Raw genomic sequence first — 17778 nt, forward strand, 5'->3', positions numbered from 1 at the left:
CAAAAAATATTGTTGATAAATATACTTATTGAATTGTGATAGATAAGTGATTTTGATATTTTAGGCAACAATAAAATAGCTTTTAGATGTTTCATTTAAAAAGTTACACATTTAAAAATATAACTGAAATTCAGGATAGGAAATAATGACAAGAATAATTGTGGCATCCAAAGAGGGTTTGGACGTTCTGCAAGATGGTCAGCTTAATAAAGTAATTTTAAACCAGCCTACTATTATTCAAATTGGTGTAAGTCAAAAAGATATTGCATCGATGGAAAAACAGGGTGGACGCCTAGTCATCCATTTAAAAAATGGAGAGACCATTGTCTTAGAAAATTTCTTTAATGAAGCAACGAATACAACAGAGCATTCACTTGTTTTTCCAACAGAACAAGGGAAGTTTGTTGAAGCACAATTCGATGCCCAAGGCAAAGTGATCGATTATAAAGGCTTAAATCACGTTACAGATTTGGGCTATGCCAGTGCGAGTTCAACAGCTGCAACTATGGCAGTTGATGGTGATCCAAGTTTTTCGATGGGTAATGTACTCAAAGCAGGTCTAGCAGTTCTAGCTGTGGAAGGATTATATCTTTGGGCTTTTAAGAAAGATGATAAGGATGACTCAGCAAGTGCACCTGATTTAATCGCACCTGCTGCTCCTACCGCTACGCTTGCTGATGATACCGTGACAGTGACTGGTAAAACTGAAGCAAATGCAAAAATCTATCTTAAAGATGCTGCAGGCAATACAGTCGCATCGGGTGTTGCAGATGCAAGTGGTAACTACACGATTAAATTAGATAAGCCTCTAGTGAATGGGGACAAATTAAATGTTATTGCCCAAGATGCGGCTGGAAATAGCTCTAAAGCTACGGTTGTAACAGGTACAAAAGATACAATACCTCCAGATACTCCACAGGCTCAATTGAGCGATGATGGTTCATTATTGACTGGTAAAGCAGAGGCAAATGCAAAAATTACAGTTTATGATGCCACTGGCAAAGTACTAGGTTCTGTTTTTGCAAATAAAGATGGTATTTATTCTTTAAAACTTACTCCGCCATTAACTGGTGAGGCGGGCGGTAAAGTTATTGCTGAAGATGCTGCAGGTAATAAATCTGAAGAAGTTAAGATTATTGCGGGTAAAGACACCGTGCCACCAGCTTCTCCTTTTGTTGAAGTCAACAAAGAAGGGTCGGTAATTCATGGTAAAACTGAAGCCAATGCAAAAGTTCAAATCAAAGATGCAGATGGCAATGTCATTGGAACTGGCATGGCGGATGCCCAAGGCGAATTTCAAATTACGCTTTCACCTGCTTTAAAAGAGTCTCAAAAAGGGACAGTAGTTGTTGAAGATGCAGCCGGTAATGCGTCTAAGCCTGTCGAAATTAAGCCAGGTTTTGACTCGATTGCACCAGATAAACCAACGGCTCAAATTAATACAGATGGTACTTCGGTAACTGGTACAGCGGAAGCCAATGCTAAAATTGAAATTAAAGATGCAACTGGTAAAGTAATTGGTACTGGAACAGCAGATGCGAATGGAAAATTTACCATTACTATTTCGCCAGCATTGACTGACAATAACCACGGTGCTGTTTCTGCGATTGATAGTGCAGGAAATAGATCTGAAAGTCTGGATATTGTGGGTACAAAAGATACTATACCTCCGACCAAACCTATCTTAAACAGTGTAGAAGATGATATAGGTGACATCAAAGGCGTTATTGCGGCAGGTTCGGAAACTGACGATGCTAGGCCAAAACTTACAGGTTCAGGTGAAGCAAATGCAACACTTACGATTTATGATAATGGTGTTGCAATTGGGGTGGTGACTGTAACGGCTGGTAGATCTTGGTCATTTACTTTTGATAAAGATTTAACTCTTGGTAAGCACAGCATTACTTTAACCCAAACCGATGCAGCAGGGCTGACCAGTGAAGCAAGCTCTCCATTTACTTTTTATGTGGTTGCACCGAAGGTCGCGAGTCTGGCCGATGCTTCAGTCAATACTTTAAGTACAGAAGCTCCATCTTTGGCAGATAGTGTTGGGTTACATACTTTAAAGGTTGCGCAAACTACGACAACTGAGCCGACTAGTCAGCAGAAAACTGTTCCTGTAGATGATTTGCTAAAAAGCTCTTCTTTAAACGAATCAGATCCTGTCTCAAAACTTCTATCATCGACAGCATTAAAAACGACTCAGACTCCTGAGCAAAATGATGTAAATACTTCAATTGATCAGACAACAAATCTTGATCATCTTTTGCCAAATACGACTTCTTCACCTTTGCAAAATATTTTAGAGCAAACCTATCCGCTTGTTTAACAGGCCGTTTGGTAACAAATAAAAAGCGCTCAATGAGCGCTTTTTATTTACGGTTTATTGTCTAATTTGGGGGCTGTTACCAAGGCGAAAAGCCCATAGAGGATTGCGCCAATTGTGGCGAGTAACATGTCTTTATGTGCATCCCACATGTCACCTTGTTGCCCATTATAGTTTTCTGCTTGTTCAGGTGATAACCCAACTGCGATTGCCCATTCAATTAGTTCATAAAAGACACTTGATGCCATCACGAATTGGACTACAAGTAAAAATAGAGAAAAAGGACGTGCAGTGGGTAACCATACTTGGAATACACGATAAATAAGAGGGTAGAGTAAAACACCATAGGCAAGATGAACTAAACGATCATACATATTACGAGACCAGCCCATGTACTCATCTAAGTTAAAATGAAAGATGTGTTGAATCCAGTCATTATACGGAACGTATGAGTAGAGATAGTGAGCGCCAATAATATGGATTAATAAAAATAGTAGGTAAAAAGTAAAACTTAAGAAATCGAGTCCAATTTTTTTGAAAATAATAAAAAGCAGAATCACCATAAAAACAGTGCCAGCTTGATGAAGTAAATAAGCCTCAAACTCAAGTGGTTGAATACCTGAAATGATAATGGCAATAAAAAGCAGGCCAAGCGCAATATAGTGTTTAACTTTGAATTCTTTTTCGATCATTTTATAAATAAGTCTTTATTCTGATTTATATGAGTGTAATAAAAAAGCGAAGCCTAAGCTTCGCTTTTTATAACTTTTTTAATTAGATTTTGCTAATTAAATCGTTAATTTGTTTTGCTTGTTCAGCTGCGTTACCTGTGTAAGTTGCAGGTGTAAGCTCAGCTAAACGAGCACGCTCTTCGCTTGGTACTTGAGCAAGTTCATTACCATTCACGAAGTCAACCATCATGTCACGAGTCATTGCTTGACCACGAGTTAAAGCTTTTAACTTCTCGTATGGTTTTTCAACGTTATAACGACGCATAACTGTTTGAATTGGTTCTGCAAGAACTTCTTGAGCTTGGTCAAGGTCTTCATTTAAGCGGTTTGCATTGAGTTCAAGTTTACCAATACCTTTTAAGCACGCATCAAAAGCAATTAAGCTTTGAGCAAAACCAACACCCATGTTACGAAGTACAGTTGAGTCAGTTAAGTCACGCTGCCAGCGAGAAATTGGTAATTTTTCGCCTAAGTGAGCCAACACTGCATTTGCAATGCCTAAGTTACCTTCAGAGTTTTCAAAGTCAATTGGGTTTACTTTGTGTGGCATAGTTGAAGAACCAACTTCACCTTCTTTAAGTTTTTGTTTGAAGTAACCTAAAGAGATATAACCCCATACGTCACGGTTAAAGTCGATCAAAATTGTATTGTAACGACGTAATGCATCAAACAACTCAGCCATGTAGTCATGTGGCTCAATTTGAGTTGTATATGGGTTAAATGTTAAACCTAAAGATTCAACAAAAGCTTGTGAGTGCGCTGGCCAATCAACATCTGGGTAAGCAGAAAGGTGAGCATTGTAGTTACCTACTGCACCATTGATTTTGCCGAGTAACTCAACATTTTCAAATTGCTTGATTTGGCGAGCTAAACGATATGCAACGTTTGCCATTTCTTTACCCAAAGTTGTTGGGCTAGCAGTTTGACCATGTGTACGAGACAACATCGGTTGTTCAGCATGAGTCGTTGCTAAAGCAGAAATTGCATTTAAAATTTGCTTCATGCTTGATACTAAAACTTCACGACCGTTTTTAAGCATAAGCGCATGAGACAAGTTGTTGATGTCTTCTGATGTACAAGCAAAGTGAATGAACTCACCCGCATTTTGTAATTCAGCAATACCAGCAATTTTCTCTTTCAAGAAATATTCAACTGCTTTTACGTCATGGTTAGTTGTACGCTCAATTTCTTTAATGCGATTCGCATCTTCTTCAGAGAAGTTGCTTACGATTGCATCTAGAGCTGCATTTGTTTCAGCTGAGAAAGGAGCAACTTCAATAATTTCTGGACGGTTAGAAAGCGCTTGTAACCAACGCACTTCTACAGTGACACGAGCATGAATTAAACCAAACTCAGAAAGAAAAGGGCGTAGCGCATCACATTTGCTGGCATAACGTCCATCTAATGGTGATAGTGCGGTTAAAGCGTTCATAACGATTCCTTAATGCTGGAATAAACATAAAACAAAAATAATCTCGTTACAGACTTAGATAACTTGGTACTGTAAGCGAGCAAGTGCTTGAATATCCTGTAGCAATTTACGTTTGCTAAAAATCATGTTCCATGAACTACCGCCGAGTTGTCGCCATAAATGAGCCATTTGTAGCCCTGTAAACAGACAAGCACGAATACGGTTGGTATGGTTGGTATCTTTAAATGCCTCAGCATTACCACGAACAAGAATGCGTGGATTAATTTGCCCGGCAGTATCAACATAGGTTTGCGCCAAATTGGCTAAAATACTTGGGTGTAAATAGTTATTATCAAAAAAAGAAAGCTGTTTTAAAATCTTCTGCTGCGCTTTTTCAATAATCGCCACATATTCAGGATTGCTATAGACCTTCTTTTCTAATTGCAAAAGTGACATCGCGTAAGACATAGGAAGCTTTGCACTACGCATTTTTGGTAAACGAGACTTAGGCGCATTGGTAAAGGGCTGAGTAATACAATTTTCGAGTGTTTTAAGACCTAACGAAATATCAGCCAGTTGATTAAAAAAATCTAATGTCTGAACGGTATTATTGTTTGTTGTAGGGCGAATATTTAAACTCGCCTTTATTAATAACTCAAAATAGAAGTTACCACTTTCACCAATACTTTGCTGACCTGTCATAGCAGTCATATGTGTAAGCTGGGTCGCTTGGAATACCCCAGCTAAAGCAAGGGCACGGTTTTGGCGAACATTCAAGGCTTGTGATTGTTGAAAGGGTAACTCCACCATGCCACTCATTCCCTTAAATAAAATTTGGTGTAGGGGCATTTGTATGGTGAATCACACCCCCGCCTAGGCAAACTTCATCTGAATAAAATACAACACTTTGACCTGGTGTAACTGCGCGTTGAGGTTCATCAAACTCAACACGAATACCGTGTTCACTATTTTCATCAATAAACACTGTGCAAGCCTGATCAGGCTGGCGATAGCGTGTTTTAGCGGTACAACGTAATCCTTCAGCCGGAATATGTTGTTCACCTGCTACCCAGTCAATGGACTCACTCCAAAGCTGTGTACTTTGCATCAGTGGGTGTTCATGTCCTTGGCCTACAACTAAACGGTTATTGGCTACGTCTTTATGAAGTACAAACCATGCACCTTCTGCTGCACCTTTCATACCGCCTAGACCAATACCACCACGCTGACCGAGCGTATAGTACATCAGACCGTGATGTTCACCAACTTCTTTACCGTTATCCAATACAATTTTACCTGGTTGAGCGGGTAAATATTGTTTAAGGAAGTCATTAAAACGGCGTTCACCGATAAAACATATACCAGTTGAATCTTTTTTCTTCGCAGTTGCTAAGTCCAGTTCTTCGGCAATTCTACGAACTTCTGGTTTTTCAATTTCGCCTACAGGGAAGAGGGTTTTATTAATTTCACGCCCATGCACTGCATGTAAAAAATAGGTTTGGTCTTTATTGTTATCTAAACCACGTAATAAAGGTGCATATGCTTCACCTTTAGAGTTATAAGCAGTTTCAGCACGACGAGCATAGTGACCTGTTGCAATAAAATCTGCACCTAAAGTCATAGCATGGTCTAAAAATGCACGGAACTTAATTTCTTTATTACATAAGATATCTGGGTTTGGGGTACGGCCTGCTGCATATTCAGCTAGGAAAAGTTCAAATACACGATCCCAATATTCCATAGCAAAGTTTGCGGTATGGAGTTTAATACCGATTTTATCAGCTACTGCTTGAGCATCGGCTAAATCTTCCATTGCTGTACAGTATTCCGTGCCGTCATCTTCCTCCCAGTTTTTCATGAAAAGACCTTCAACTTGATAACCCTGTTGAAGTAAGAGTGCCGCAGAAACAGATGAATCTACGCCACCAGACATACCGACGATGACACGTTGTTGCATAGGACTAGGCATCCAAATGAGAAGTTAATGAGGGAGAGAAAGGGTGCTCATAAATAAGAGCTAAAGGATAATGGTGGCCTTTTATAGCATCTTCAATGGCTTTAATGACTAAAGGACTACGAGCACGGGCAGATTCTTGAAGCTCATCTAGAGTCATCCAGACAGCAGAAACAATACCTGTATCAAGTTTAGGGTCGCTTTCGACGTGAGTGACATGTGCTAAAAAGCAGAAGCGGTAGTAAGTACGGTCCGGAAACATGGGTGGGGTATATGTATAAATACCAAGTAAGGCATCTATCTCAACATGATGACCCGTTTCTTCAAGTGTTTCACGAATAGCAGCTTCTGTTAGCGTTTCACCACATTCCACATGACCAGCAGGTTGATTAAACACAGTGTGTACAAAACCTTCGCTATGTTCTTCGACAAAAAGATAGCGTCCATCTTTTTCTACGACTGTAGCGACAGTGACATGAGGAGTCCATGCGGCCATAAAAAAGCACCATGAATTTAAAAGTCGTATGATACGAAATTTAGGGGTTTTTGGCTACGGTGATCTTACAAACGATAGAGCACTCTAAAAACTCTATCGTTTGAAAAACTAACTACGTTTTTAATTTGTTTGGTTATCTTTATGGTTATTTTGCACTTTTACATAATGTCTTGCTGAATAAGGTAAAAATGCCAATTCTTTTTCAGTTAGAGGACGTACTTGCTGTACAGGGCTTCCAACATATAGATAACCACTTTTTAAGACTTTACGAGGTGGAACTAAACTGCCCGCACCAATCATTACATCATCTTCAATAACGACATCATCTAAAATAACCGTATTGATCCCGACCAAAACTCGGTTGCCAATCGTACAGCCATGTAAAGTAACATGATGACCTACTGTTACGTCTTCACCAATAATAAGAGGTGAACCATTCGGTTTTGCATCATTTTTATGGCTCACATGTAACATACAGTGGTCTTGTACATTACTGTTTTTACCAATTTGAATACTATTTACATCTCCGCGAATGACTGCAAAAGGCCAAACCGAAACATTTTCGGCCAATTTAACATCACCAACAACCACTGACATTTCATCAATGTAACAGCTTGGATCAATTTGTGGATGATGATCTAAATAAGGACGGATGTTTTTTGTCATGAGAAGCATCAAAATAAAATTTAATCGAATTATAAAATAAAAAAGCACTCAAGCTAATAGCATGAGTGCTTAATCCAACTACTCTAAACTTAGAATAAGTTGCTGAAGAATTGTTTGATATGGTCAATCATACGTGCGAAGAAACTTGCTTCTTCAACTGGTTTTAATGCAACAAGAGGTTTTTCAGCAATGACTTTGCCATCTAAACTTGCAACAAGTTTACCCACCACTTGGCCTTTTTGTAGCGGAGCATTAAGGTTTGGTTGTACAACTAATTGAGTCTTAATACCGCCTGCTTTGCCTTTAGGCATAGTAACGTTAAAGTTCTCGGCTAAACCAATTTGAACTTCATTTTCTTTACCGAACCATACTTTCGCTTTTGCAAGAACTTGGTTTGCAGGTTGAACATTTGCAGTTTCAAAGTTTGCAAAGCCCCAAGACAACAATGAGCGAGTTTGATTAGCACGTTCATTAACGCTGTCGGTACCAAAAATCACTGAGATTAAACGCATTGGACCACGTTTACTCGAAGTCGTTAAGCAATAACCAGCTTCATCTGTATGGCCTGTTTTTAAACCATCAACACTTGGGTCAGTGTAAAGTAAAGCATTACGGTTACCTTGCTTGATACCGTTAAATGTAAATTCTTTCTCAGAGTAAATTGGATAGTATCTTGAGCTATCTTTAATAATATGCTGAGCTAAAACTGCCATATCTTTTGCAGTTGAATAATGACCTTCAGCAGGTAAGCCTGTAGAGTTCATAAATTGGGTATTTGTCATACCAATACGTTTTGCTTCCTGATTCATAAGGTGAGCAAAAGTACCTTCATTTCCGGCAATGTGTTCAGCCATTGCTTTTGATGCATCATTACCAGACTGAATGATAATACCTCGAAGCATTTCTAAAACAGTAGCTGTGCCATTTAATGGTACATACATACATGATTCAGCGCTGCTTCCTTTACACCAAGCTGATTCGTTCATACGAACCTTCTCGTTCTCGGTAAGTTCACCTTTTAATAATTTTTGTTCAATGATGTAGCTTGTCATCATTTTAGTCATAGAAGCAGGAGCAAGCTTTTCATTTTCATTTTTAGAAGCGAGAATTTGTCCTGTCTCGTAATCCATTAATACATAAGACTTATTATTTAATTCTGGCGGAGCTGATAAGACAGTTGCTGCATAAGAAAAACTTGGTAAGAGGAGGAGTGCAGCAATAGCGCTTTTTCGAGTCATTCTAGGTAATTCCAATATCTTGTGTGAAGCAGAAGAGCCTAGCATTTTAGGACAAAGCAAAGCCGACTTCTATGGGGGAAGTCGGCTTTTTCAAACAGTATTGTAACTAGAGAGTTTTTAACTAATTTAGTTTTGCGATTGATAAGCTTTTACGTCTTGACAAACTAACGTATTTTGCTCGTTACCAGCAGCTTTTGCATCATTACGTGCTTCTTTTAAGACTTTCTTGAAACTTTTGTCTTTAGTACGTTTTTCTAAAGCGGCAACTGGATCTGCTTCATTTGGTAAATAATCTTTTACAAGACGCTCATAACCTTGAGCAAATTCTGCATCTTTTTTACCAATCAAACTTGGACAAATTTCAGAAAGTACTTGAATTGCTGCTAATTCTTCCGGTGTAGTACCTTTGGTCGGTGTAACTTCAACAACATTTTCATTTTCAGTTTTCTTTTCAGCTGTTTTTTTCTTGTCAGCAGCATAACCCACTGTTGCCATTGTCATAAGTAAAACAACAGAAAGTGATTGAACTAAGCTTTTTTTCATAAACATGGATAACCTGAAACAAAAATTTGAAATATGCCGATAGCTTAAACAATTTAAACGCTAAAAAAATGGAAAAAATGTATTGTTATGTAGGTTTTCTGCTTTACATAAACAGAAAACCCTCCAAAGAAAAGCGTATTGAACGAATTAAGCTTAGTCTTTGTAATTTACAACTTCTTCACAAAGTTCATGTTGCTCATGATGATCCATTTCTTTTGCAGCTTGGCGAGCTTCATTTAATAAAGTTTTATACTCTGCATCATTTTGCAGTGCAGAGAAGGTAATTGCTTTATTGGAATAACCGCCGAGGTACATCGCAATAATCTTTTTAGTATTGGTTTCAAGATTTTTATTTGCGCCAACAAAAGTAGGGCAAATTTCTTGTAAAACTTGAGTAGATGCAATGTCATCTTTAATTAAGCTGTCAGCTTCTTGTGTCGAGATACCCTCATCAGCAAAAACCGTTTGCGTACACAATGTGATACTGATCCCCAATACTTGAAAAAAAGGAGCGAAAGTTTTCATTTTTTCACAATTTTATAATGCTATGGAGGCATAAATATATATAATTCAACAAATAATTCAATTGAGAAAACCTTCAGGTTTATTTGTCGAGAAAGATTTTTTGTGAATATTCTAATTGCGAATGATGACGGTGTATTTGCACCAGGTATACAAGCTTTAGCTGAAGCGTTAAAACCACTAGGCCGTGTTGTCGTGGTAGCTCCAGAAAGTGAAAGAAGTGGATTTTCGAGTGCGTTAACACTAGATCGTCCTTTACGTCCTATTCAAATTGCTGAAGATGTATGGGCAGTCAATGGAACACCAGCCGATTGCGTCTATTTATCTATGAATGGATTATTCGATTTCGAATTTGATTTGGTGGTGAGTGGAATCAACAGTGGCGCAAACTTAGGTGATGACGTTCTGTACTCAGGAACAGTCGGCGCTGCATTTGAAGGACGCTTAATGAAACAGCCAGCAATTGCGGTTTCTTTGGCTGGATCGGATGTACGTTCATACAACCATAAAGATGATTATGCTCAAGCAGCCAAGTGGGTGCATGACTTTATTGCCAAAGGTTTACCTGCGCTACCGCCGCGACATATTTTTAATATTAATATCCCGGATGTGCCACAGCTTAAAGGGACTCAAATTACTTACCAAGGCCGCCGTGCTCAGTCTAAGCCAATCACAAGTCATGTCGACCCAAGAGGAAGACAGGTTTACTGGATTGGTCTAGCAGGTGAAGCGGTTACGGACCCACAGCGTATTGCCAGCCAAGTTCAGTCTGACTTTTTTGCGGTTGCAAACGGTTTTGTAAGCGTAACCCCAATTCAGATGGATGCAACAAACTATGCGGTTTTAGAAGATTTGCAGGCAAGTCTGGGCTAATAATCTGGGCCAAATGTTATAACTTTGTGAATAAAGAAAAAGAGGAACATGTTTCCTCTTACTTTTTTGGTACTCTTAGCCGAAATGATTTGTAGCATTTAGTGAGGGAGATCGATGCATTTAACTGGGCAACAAAGCAGATCGCATATTCAAAGAGACAATATAATGAAAATTATGATGTTGTCTGTAGCTGTAGGTTTTACTGTTGCAATGGCAGGGTGTGCTTCTAAACCACAAATTAATAATAGTTCTCGCTATTCAATGGCTCCTAACTATTACACCGTCCGTTCAGGTGATACTTTAAGTGGTATTGCAATGCGTTATGGTTTGGACTACCTCAGTGTTGCAGAGATGAATGATATTGCTCCGCCATATCGCATTTATGTCAATCAATCACTACGATTGAAGAAATCTTCTTCACCAAAAACCGTGTCGACACAAGTCATGGCGCAACAAGAACCAATTAAGCGTCAAACTATTGCATTACCGACAACCACCCCAACTCCACCAAAAACAACGGTGACTACACCGCCGTCAAGAACGGTTGCACCAACCACCAATACTACAGTGGGTGTTTCTGTTCCAAGTTCAAGCTTGCGTTGGGTGAAACCAAATAGTGGTCCAGTGATCCAAGGATTTAATTTGGCGAATAATGTCAAAGGAATCCGTTACGGTGGTAACCAAGGTGACCCGATTTATGCTGCGGCTGATGGTCAAGTTGTATACGCAGCCGATGGTTTAAAAGAATATGGTAATCTCGTTTTGATTAAACATATTGATGGTTATATCAGTGCGTATGCCCACAATAGCAAGATGATGGTGAAGAGTGGAGATAATGTAACCGCGGGCCAAAAGATTGCTGAGATGGGGTCTTCAGGGGCTTCTCGTGTCATGCTTGAGTTCCAAATTCGCCTTGACGGTAAACCAATCAATCCAGCAAATCTTTTACCAAATTAGCTAATGCAATAAATATAGGTTTCCTCGTATAATGCAATTGGTTGCTTTCATTACAACAATAAGCATTTTTTATAAATTTAGAATTAGATTTGAGGAAACCTATGTTAGATCAGCTTCGTGCGATGGGTGTTTTTGCTTGTGTGGTTGAAAAAAGTTCATTTAGTGGTGCGGCACGTGAATTAGGCATTACAACAAGTGCTGTAAGTCAGCAAATACGTTCTCTTGAAAATGAAATGGATGTAATTTTATTACACCGTTCTACTCGAAAACTTAGTTTGACAGAGGCTGGACAGGCTTTTTTCTCAAGTTGCCAAGAAATGTTGGCGGCAGCAGAAAGAGGCAAAATCAGAATCAATGAATTGCGAGATGATTTGATTGGTGATTTGCGTATAGCAACTACACCAGATTTAGCAGTTCAGCACATTATTCCTGCGTTATCTCACTGGATGTCTGCCCATCGTGGTTTATCTGTTCATTTTGAAGTGGGGCATCGTTATATCGACCTAATTGAAGAGCGAATTGATATTGCAGTGCGTATGAGTTCTACACCAGTAGAAGAGAGTAGTACTGTAGTTCCTATGGCTTTTGTTGATCAGATTTTGGTAGCCTCTCCCAGCTATCTCAATCAATCAAGCCCGATTTTGCATCCGAATGATTTAAACAACCATGAATTGCTTTCTATCAATGCAATGAATGAATCACGCAGTTTTAGTTTCCAACATGCTAAAACCGGTGAAAAATTACATATAGAGATGGTAAGCCGTTTGCAAAGTAATAATTTGCAAGTTGCTAAAGCCTTATGTCAGCAGGGACATGGCATTGCCAGAATCTTATATTTAGATGCTCAAAAAGAACTTAAGGCTGGTTCTTTAATTGAAATCCTTCCAGATTGGAAACTTCCAGCTTTCACTTTGTATGCAGAGATCGCAAAACACGATCAACAGCCAATGAAGATTCAACGTTGTGTTGAAGCGCTTAAACAGTACTTTAGCCAATTGGCAGGCGGAAGAGCCATGCAAATTGTTCGCTAATTTTATCTTATTCATAAAAAAGGGCTTGTGATTACAAGCCCTTTTTTATTGGTGTTATTTCTGCTTCAGAGTCGCAACCTCTTCTTGAGTCTCTTGGGGAAGATCATCAGCTGTAAGCTCTTCATGCTTTTTGATTTTTTTCTTATTTTTCTTTTTCTTCTTTGGCTCCTCTTCAATTTCTGCACCATCTTCAATGGCTTGCCAATATTCGAGTTGTTCCATTACAGCAGCATAAATAGAGTGTTTACTGTACTTACCTTTTTTGTCGAGTGTACCGACAGGGCGGGCCATTAAAATCTCAAGCGCTTGATCGATGGTATCAATCGCATGGATATGGAATTGGCCACTTTGCACCGCATCAATCACGTCTTGACGTAACATCAAATGCTGCATGTTTTGACGTGGAATAATGACACCTTGTTTGCCAGTTAAACCTTGTAATTTACAAGCATCATAGAAGCCTTCAATTTTGGCATTTACACCACCAATTGGTTGAACTTGGCCTAACTGGTTCATAGAGCCAGTAATTGCCCATGACTGATCAATTGGTATTTGGCTAATTGCTGAAATTAATGCAGAAAGCTCGGCAACTGTTGCACTGTCGCCGTCCACTTGCCCATAGCTTTGTTCAAATGCAAGCGCGGCAGAGAAATGCAAAATCTGTTCACGACCAAAGTGAGCTTTCAAGAAGCTAGACATGAGCAACACGCCTTTGGCATGTAGTGAACCACCAAGTTCTACACTACGCTCAATATCAAGAATATCGCCGCCACCTTGATAGACTGATGCAGTCAAACGTGAAGGTAAACCGAACTCAACATCTGCATAGTGAATGACGGAGAGGGCATTGATTTGGCCTAAACGATGACCAGAAGTTTCGATTAACTGAGTTCCACGCGACAGATCTTGCCAGTAAAGCTCTCTTAAATAGCCTAAGCGATATTGTCTATGTTGTAGTGCAAGGTTAATGTGCTGGTCGGTTACAATCTTTTCATTGGCTTTAAATGCATGATGATGCGCTTCGCGAATGAGGTCACCCAAAGTTGAAGCATGTAACGACAGTGAGCTTTGATCTTCTGCCTGACGGCTTGAATCGGTAAGTAAAGCTGCTAATGCACTGCGGTCAAACGGAAGCAATTTATCCGCTTGTACATAGTCAGCAATTAGCTGCATGTAAGCTTGTTCATTTTCGTCATTACGTTGTAATGTATCGGTAAAATCTGCACGAATTTTAAATACACTGCCAAGCTCTGGTTCTACTTCTAAAATTTCATAATAAATTTCAGGTTCCGCCATAAGAACCACTTTAATATCAAGTGGAACTGCAGCAGGTTCTATCGAGATAGAGCCTGTTAACGTCAACATATGTTCAAGAGAAGAAAGCTTGAGCTGGCCTGATTTTAAGGCACGCTTTAAACCTTGCCATGCATAAGGCTGTTCGAGTAATTGCTCGGCCTCAAGCATTAAAAAACCACCATTCGCTTGATGTAGAGCACCTGGTCGAATGAGAGTGAAATCTGTGGTAATTGTGCCGTTGTGAGTAAGTTGTTCTACATGACCTAGCAAGTTATAGTGCGTTGGGAAATCTTCAAAAATAACCGGCGCACCGCTGTTTGGTTTGTTTGAGACAATCACATTAGCTTGATAACGTGCTGGCACACGATTGAACATAGCTGGAGCAAAGTCATCTTCTTCTTGCTCTAAAATGAGCTCAACATTGTCAATTACGTCTTGCGCATACTGTTTTAAATAATCTTCAAGGCCTTTGACTTGACCATATTTATTTAAAATCAAATCCATGCGTGGCATAACTACTTGAGTCGCGATGTCTCGATTTAACACAGACACTTTGTCACGTGCGTCATCTTCTAAATCGCCTAAATGCAAACCAAGACGCTCGAGCTTTTTATCCATGTAACGAACATTAGCTGCGATCTCAGCACGCTGCTTGGTATTTAAAGCATCAATTTCTGTTTGAGTCAGTTCTTGCACCTGATCATCTTTTACTTGTACAGGTACAAAACCATGTTTCTCATTTCGAGAAATCAATTTTAAATCGAGCTCTTCGCCTTCTTTTGTTAACTCAACCAGCGCTTGTTGTTGTTCATCTCCAGTTTCTTCACGGATACGCTCAATACGGTTATGGTAAGTTTCGGCACTAAAACGGCGCTCAAGCTGTTTTAAAATAATTTGCCAAGTTTGGTGAAGAGTATGCTGAAACTTCGTTCCTTGCCCAGCAGGGAAGCGTAGAGCAAGTGGTTGGCGTGCTTGCTTAAAATTATAGACATATACCCAATCATCTGGAGTAGGCATTGTTTTCGCATGTTGTTGGAGTAAACGCTTAATCATGGTGCGTTTACCCAAGCCTGCCGTTCCTACTGCAAAAATGTTATAACCAGAGTAGGGTAAAGAAATCCCTGCTTCTACCGAAGCTTTGGCACGGTCTTGCCCTAAAAAGTTATTAAGCGGTTTTATACGTTTTGTAGAAGCTGGGATATTTTCGAAATTTGGAATATGCGTAAGTTGTTCGGGTTTTAAGGCTGTTTTATCCAAAGTCATTTTTATATCAGGTTGCTCAAAAGCTGAAGGAAATGCATTTATTGTGACGTTTGTGGTGTTTGTTTTAGCGAGTGATAAAGTTGAAGTTGTCACTTGATCAAGTTTTTGTGTCACTGTTGATATCCAGCAAAAGAAAACGAAGGTTGAAGATTAAAGGTATACAGGTTTAGCATAAAATATCAAGCAAACTTGCTGCTTTTATCACCAAAACAAAACTTGATTGCAGAAAGAATCTTGAAAGCAATTGTAAGAAGCGATTGAATAGACGCATTTATAATTTATGGAAAATAAAAAACGAATGACCACACAAACCTCTGGTTGGGTCTCGGCGTTTAAAGCATTTTTAGACCGTCGTGCATTAATTATGCTATTTCTGGGTTTTTCTGCCGGAATACCTATTTTACTAATTTTCTCTAGTCTTTCTTTATGGCTAGGTGAAGCGGGTATCGATAAAAGTGCAGTCACTTTTTTCAGTTGGGCAGCTTTGGGATATTCCTTTAAGTTTGTTTGGGCACCCTTAATTGATGAGTTGCCAGTACCTATCTTGACCAAGGCTTTAGGCCGAAGACGTGCTTGGTTGCTAATAGCACAGTGTTTAATTGTGCTTGCGATTTGTACCATGGCTTTTGCCGACCCGGCTTTAGGTCATAGTTACCTTGTTCAAATGGCGGCAGGTGCAGTGTTGCTTGGGTTTTCGGCGGCAACACAAGATATCGTGATTGATGCTTATCGTATTGAGTTAGCTGAAACTGAAATGCAGACGGTGTTAGCATCTACTTATAATGCGGGTTACCGTATCGGTATGATTGTAGCGGGTGCTGGTGCATTATTTTTAGCAGCACATTTAGGAACAGCTAAAGGCAACTATATTTACGAGGCTTGGAAAACCACCTATTTAACGATGGCAGCAGTCATGTCGGTAGGTATTATTACAACCTTGCTTGTCCGTGAACCTAAGGTTAATCGCGTATATAAAAACTATAAAACCACAGATTATTACCGTCTGGTTCTAGTCTTCTTTGTAGCGGTCATTTCGTTTGTCATAACTTATATTTACTCAGGTCAAATTACTGAGGCAATTTCTAAAGCTGGCAATATTCAAGACAGCGCAGCTTTATTTGGCTTAGAAGCATTAAGATTTTTAACAGCAACAGGCACTGCCATTTTAGTCGGTTACATACTGGTGAAAATAGGCGTGGTCAACCAACAAATGGCAAAAGAAACTTGGATTGCACCAATTCTTGATTTCTTTAAACGCTATGGTGTCAAACTTGCGTTAGTGCTTTTATTCTTGATTGGTTTCTTCCGTATTTCAGACATTATTGCTGGTGTGATCTCAAATGTCTTTTATCAAGATTTGAACTTTAGCAAAGAGCAAATTGCCGAAGCTGTAAAAGTTTATGGTGTTATCTTTAGCTTGGTTGGTGGCTTCTTAGGTGGTCTATTAGCGCAGCGCATGAATATCATGAAACTGATGTTTGTTGGTGCTGTATTAGCAAGCTCTACTAACCTCATTTTCATTGGTTTGGTAAAATCTGGCAAACCGCTTGATATGGTTGATGTTCAAGTCGGAGACAAACATTATAAAGCTCAGCCAGATGAAGTGGGTTATTGGAAGATTAAAGTCCCGAGTTCCACTTTTGATGGGACTAAACAAGTTGATGTAAAAGCTGGCTATGCTTTGCAAGGTCAACAAGCAGAAACCATAGTCCGAGTTCAACCATTAGTAACAACGCATGCTGAACATGTTCCTCTACAGATTTTACCTTTAATGGGAAGTGACCAAATCACTGCTAAATCTTCTGAAGGCAGTGTGGTTGTTCGCGGTCAGTACTTTGGCAAAGCTTTATCACCTAATCAAAAGATTGTGGTGAATCTTGATGGACAAAATTTTGATGCAAAAATGACAGATCAAAAAGGCGTGTTTAACGCTGCAATTGATATGCAAAAATTATTGTCATCACCAAGCAAACAACTGACTGCTTCGGTGATTGAAGGAAACCAAAAAGTATTATCAGTTTCGCATCCATATGAAGTCGCTTCAAATTCTGCACCAAAAGCTGAATTAGATGTGAACATTGAACCTCTACCATACATTGACACCCAGTCTGGTCAAGAAGTTGAGATTAGCGGTAAAGTCATCAAGCCTTATAGTTCGCTGTGGCTCTACTTCGCAATTGTTGTAGATAATATGGCTTCGGGTCTTGCTGGTGCAGCATTTATTGCATTCCTTTCGAGCCTAACTAGTGTGTCATTTACTGCTGTTCAATATGCGATCTTTAGTTCACTCATGACCCTTACACCAAAACTTTTAGGTGGATATTCAGGTACCATAGTGAGTAATATTGGGTACCCAAACTTCTTTTTGATGACCACACTGATCGGGATTCCAATCTTAATTTTAGTGGTTTGGGTTGGAAAACTACTCAAAGATCATCAAACACATGAAACAGAAAAGGCAGGTGAATAAA

General features: G+C 39.3%; 15 protein-coding genes. 5 read left to right on the forward strand and 10 right to left on the reverse strand.

The annotated features are described in order from the left end of the window. The first annotated feature begins 145 nt into the window (after nt 1-145). Entirely contained in the window at nt 146-2329 is a 2184-nt protein-coding gene (gene blp2 / locus ACH63V_RS14925; protein ID WP_396463933.1) for an Ig-like repeat protein Blp2, read from the forward strand. 47 nt (nt 2330-2376) lie between these two features. Here blp2 and ACH63V_RS14930 read toward each other — a convergent pair whose 3' ends face one another. From ACH63V_RS14930 to ACH63V_RS14970, 9 genes are all read right to left on the reverse strand, one after another. Beyond that, a complete protein-coding gene (locus tag ACH63V_RS14930; protein ID WP_396463935.1) occupies nt 2377-3018 on the reverse strand; it encodes a DUF2238 domain-containing protein in 642 nt (213 codons plus the stop codon). A gap of 82 nt (nt 3019-3100) precedes the next feature. Further along, nucleotides 3101-4489 (reverse strand): adenylosuccinate lyase, encoded by a 1389-nt coding sequence (purB, locus tag ACH63V_RS14935; RefSeq protein WP_002052704.1) that lies wholly within the window; start codon nt 4487-4489, stop codon nt 3101-3103. 54 nt (nt 4490-4543) lie between these two features. Next, on the reverse strand, nt 4544-5278 hold the full coding sequence (gene hflD, locus ACH63V_RS14940) for a high frequency lysogenization protein HflD (RefSeq protein WP_000229973.1): 735 nt from the start codon (nt 5276-5278) through the stop codon (nt 4544-4546). Between the two features lie 13 nt (nt 5279-5291). After that, nucleotides 5292-6425, reverse strand: a complete 1134-nt coding sequence (mnmA, locus tag ACH63V_RS14945; protein WP_343569184.1) for a tRNA 2-thiouridine(34) synthase MnmA — start codon at nt 6423-6425, stop codon at nt 5292-5294. 4 nt (nt 6426-6429) lie between these two features. Then, nucleotides 6430-6918, reverse strand: coding sequence for an NUDIX hydrolase (locus ACH63V_RS14950; RefSeq protein WP_174743664.1), 489 nt, complete (start codon nt 6916-6918; stop codon nt 6430-6432). Nucleotides 6919-7038: 120 nt separating this feature from the next. After that, a complete protein-coding gene (locus ACH63V_RS14955; protein WP_004707665.1) occupies nt 7039-7584 on the reverse strand; it encodes a gamma carbonic anhydrase family protein in 546 nt (181 codons plus the stop codon). A gap of 89 nt (nt 7585-7673) precedes the next feature. After that, a complete protein-coding gene (dacC, locus tag ACH63V_RS14960) occupies nt 7674-8822 on the reverse strand; it encodes a D-alanyl-D-alanine carboxypeptidase PBP5/6 (protein ID WP_174722975.1) in 1149 nt (382 codons plus the stop codon). A 126-nt stretch (nt 8823-8948) separates the two neighbouring features. Then, nucleotides 8949-9371 (reverse strand): MCR_0457 family protein, encoded by a 423-nt coding sequence (locus ACH63V_RS14965; RefSeq protein WP_263614302.1) that lies wholly within the window; start codon nt 9369-9371, stop codon nt 8949-8951. A gap of 147 nt (nt 9372-9518) precedes the next feature. Next, nucleotides 9519-9890: an MCR_0457 family protein gene (locus tag ACH63V_RS14970; RefSeq protein ID WP_263614301.1), complete on the reverse strand. Its 372-nt coding sequence runs from the start codon at nt 9888-9890 to the stop codon at nt 9519-9521. 102 nt (nt 9891-9992) lie between these two features. Between ACH63V_RS14970 and surE the strand changes: the two genes are divergently transcribed. The 3 genes from surE (at nt 9993) to ACH63V_RS14985 (ending at nt 12748) form a co-directional block, all read left to right on the forward strand. Beyond that, nucleotides 9993-10760 carry a 5'/3'-nucleotidase SurE gene (surE, locus tag ACH63V_RS14975; protein WP_174724179.1) on the forward strand — a complete coding sequence of 256 codons (768 nt, stop codon included), beginning with the start codon at nt 9993-9995 and terminating at the stop codon, nt 10758-10760. A gap of 114 nt (nt 10761-10874) precedes the next feature. After that, on the forward strand, nt 10875-11717 hold the full coding sequence (locus ACH63V_RS14980; protein ID WP_396463936.1) for a peptidoglycan DD-metalloendopeptidase family protein: 843 nt from the start codon (nt 10875-10877) through the stop codon (nt 11715-11717). 101 nt (nt 11718-11818) lie between these two features. Next, the gene (locus tag ACH63V_RS14985; protein WP_263614299.1) at nt 11819-12748 is read left to right on the forward strand and encodes a LysR family transcriptional regulator; all 930 of its coding nucleotides are present in this window, start codon (nt 11819-11821) and stop codon (nt 12746-12748) included. Nucleotides 12749-12802: 54 nt separating this feature from the next. Here the strand turns inward: ACH63V_RS14985 and ACH63V_RS14990 are convergent, their stop codons facing one another. Then, on the reverse strand, nt 12803-15421 hold the full coding sequence (locus tag ACH63V_RS14990) for an ATP-binding protein (protein WP_263614297.1): 2619 nt from the start codon (nt 15419-15421) through the stop codon (nt 12803-12805). Nucleotides 15422-15587: 166 nt separating this feature from the next. Here ACH63V_RS14990 and ACH63V_RS14995 point away from each other — a divergent pair, with 166 nt between their 5' ends. Further along, on the forward strand, nt 15588-17777 hold the full coding sequence (locus tag ACH63V_RS14995; protein ID WP_396463937.1) for an AmpG family muropeptide MFS transporter: 2190 nt from the start codon (nt 15588-15590) through the stop codon (nt 17775-17777). The last annotated feature ends 1 nt before the right edge of the window (nt 17778 follow it).

Source organism: Acinetobacter sp. ABJ-A23_2 (assembly GCF_044538765.1).
Classification (GTDB): domain Bacteria; phylum Pseudomonadota; class Gammaproteobacteria; order Pseudomonadales; family Moraxellaceae; genus Acinetobacter; species Acinetobacter nosocomialis_A.